Below are 2,341 nucleotides of genomic sequence, written 5' to 3' on the forward strand. Positions count from 1 at the left end.
ACCGAGAACACAAGCCGGTATATCTGCGATTCGACAATCGCCCACTCGCCAGCTTAGGGATCGCGTTTCATGTGAAACGAGTGGACCCTACGGGATGCATGTGAGGGTTCTGATGATTGCAGCGGCACGTCACCGCCGTCGAGCTCGACCCGACGGCGGCCGACTGGGCCCGGCGGAACCTCGCCCCGCGCGGGGTCGACCTGCGACAAGGTGATGCCCTTGTCGCATGCCCCGACCTCGAGGGCCGCGTGGACGTCGTCGTGAGCAACCCGCCCTATGTGCCCGAGGCCGAGGTGCCCGCCCAACCGGAGGCCCGACTGGACCCGGCGCGGGCGCTCTACGGCGGGGACACGCCCGGGCTGCGGATCCCGCGGGCCATCGCGCACCGGGCGGCGGGCCTGCTCGCCCCGGGCGGCCTGTTCGCCATGGAGCACCACGAGACGCAGGGCCCGGCCCTCTTGTCCGCCCTCGGTGCGGACCCCCGGTTCACGGGCGAACGAGTCCACCAGGACCTCACCGGACGGGACCGGTTCCTGACGGCGCGCCGGTCCGGCGAAGCCGCGGCGGGCGCGGAGGTGGAAGAATGACCGACGTGAGTGACTTCATCGACGTCTCGGATCCGGCCGCCCTCGAGGATGCCGTGGCCCGCGCCCGCGAGGTCCTCGCGGACCGCGGCTGCGTGGTCCTGCCCACGGACACCGTCTACGGCATCGGAGCGGACGCGTTCTCCCCGCTGGCCGTGGCCGTGCTGCTGGCCGCCAAGGGCCGTGGCCGCACCATGCCGCCGCCCGTGCTCATCGCGGACCGCCGCGTCATGGCGGGCCTCGCGTACGACGTGCCGGAGGAGGCCGAGGCCCTCGCCGAGCGCTTCTGGCCCGGCGCCCTCACGCTCATCCTCAAGTCCCAGCCCACGCTGACGTGGGACCTCGGCGAGACCCGCGGCACCGTCGCCCTGCGCGTCCCCGACGACGAGGTGGCCCGCGAGCTGCTCTACGCCGTCGGCCCCATGGCCGTCTCCAGCGCGAACCGCACCGGCATGGACGCCGCCACCACCGCCGACGCCGCCCGCTCGATGCTGGGGGAGTCCGTGGCCCTCTACCTCGACGCCGGCCCCCGCGAGAGCCGGGATCCCTCGACGATCGTGGACTGCACCGTCACCCCGTTCCGCGTGGCCCGGCAGGGCTCCGTGCCCCTGGAGGAGCTGCGCGCGGTGGTGCCGGACCTGCTCGCCGAGGGCGAGGAGCCGCCGGTCGCCGCCGAGCGGATCGCGGCCGCCGACGACGCCGCCGCGGCGCGTCCCGCCGACCGGGAGGCCTGACCGGCCGCCATGCGCGCGTATCTCGTCATGGTCATGGTCACGGCCGTCGCCTGCGGGTCCCTGACGCCCCTCATGCGCCGGCTCGGGCTGCGCGCGCGCGTGTTCACCCCGCTGCGCCAGCGGGACGTGCACCGGCACCCCGTGCCGAAGCTGGGCGGCGTGGCCATGGCCGCGGCCGTGCTGGTGGGATTCGCCGTCGGGGGAGTCGTGCCGTTCCTCCAGGGGATCTACGCGGACGACGCCGCGATGCGCGGGCTCCTGGTTGCCGTCGCCGTCGTGCTCGTCGTGGGCATCGCCGACGACATGTGGGACCTGCGCTGGTGGGTGAAGATGGCCGGCCAGGTGCTGGCCGGACTCGCGGTGGCCCTGGGCGGGATCCGCATCGAGGCGATGCCGGTGGGCTGGATCCCGGTGGGGAACGAGACCACGCAGGTCATCCTCACGGTGTTCGCCGTGGTGCTGACGATGAACGCGATCAACTTCGTGGACGGTCTGGACGGCCTGGCGGCGGGCGTCGCGCTGATCGGCGGCTCGGCCTTCTTCGTCTACTCGTATCTGCTGACGCGGACCATCAACCAGTTCGACTACGCCAACCTCGCCACCCTGCTCATGGCCCTGCTCGTCGGCGCGTGCGTGGGCTTCCTGCCGTGGAACCTGTCCCCGGCCCGCATCTTCATGGGCGAGGTGGGGGCCATGCTCATCGGCCTGCTGATGGCGGCGGCCGCGGTCGCCGTGACCGCCGACGTGAACGCCCTGGACGGGATGCGCTTCCGCAACGTCCCCGCCTACATGCCCATCCTGCTGCCCGTCGCCGTCCTCGCCCTGCCGCTCGCGGACCTCGCCCTGGCCGTGCTGCGGCGCACGGCCAAGGGCACCAGCCCCTTCTCGGCGGACCGCGGGCACCTGCACCACAAGCTCGTGGACGGCGGCTACACCCAGGCGCAGGCCGTCGCGCTGCTCTGGCTCTGGGCGTTCCTCGTGGCCTGGGGCGCGGTGTCCCTGAACTTCGTGGACCCCATGATC

3 protein-coding genes are annotated in these 2,341 nt (G+C 73.0%); all 3 read left to right on the forward strand.

Annotated elements, in window-relative coordinates:
• Window positions 1-116 precede the first annotated feature (116 nt).
• A complete protein-coding gene (locus D8M29_RS10895) occupies window positions 117-587 on the forward strand; it encodes a hypothetical protein (RefSeq protein ID WP_238693393.1) in 471 nt (156 codons plus the stop codon).
• Window positions 584-1,318, forward strand: coding sequence for an L-threonylcarbamoyladenylate synthase (locus tag D8M29_RS10900; RefSeq protein WP_123244121.1), 735 nt, complete (start codon window positions 584-586; stop codon window positions 1,316-1,318). The genes D8M29_RS10895 and D8M29_RS10900 overlap by 4 nt, the downstream gene beginning before the upstream one ends.
• Window positions 1,319-1,327: 9 nt before the next feature.
• A partial coding sequence (locus D8M29_RS10905; protein WP_148111593.1) for an MraY family glycosyltransferase occupies window positions 1,328-2,341 on the forward strand: 1,014 nt, incomplete at its 3' end.

This window comes from Micrococcus sp. HSID17227, from assembly GCF_003989405.1.
In the GTDB taxonomy this organism is placed as follows: Bacteria; Actinomycetota; Actinomycetes; order Actinomycetales; family Micrococcaceae; genus Micrococcus; species Micrococcus luteus.

What these genes read in the sequence shown, in the direction of transcription:
- D8M29_RS10900 (WP_123244121.1), top strand. Translation starts at nt 584, where the DNA reads ATGACCGACGTGAGTGACTTCATCGACGTCTCGGATCCGGCCGCCCTC.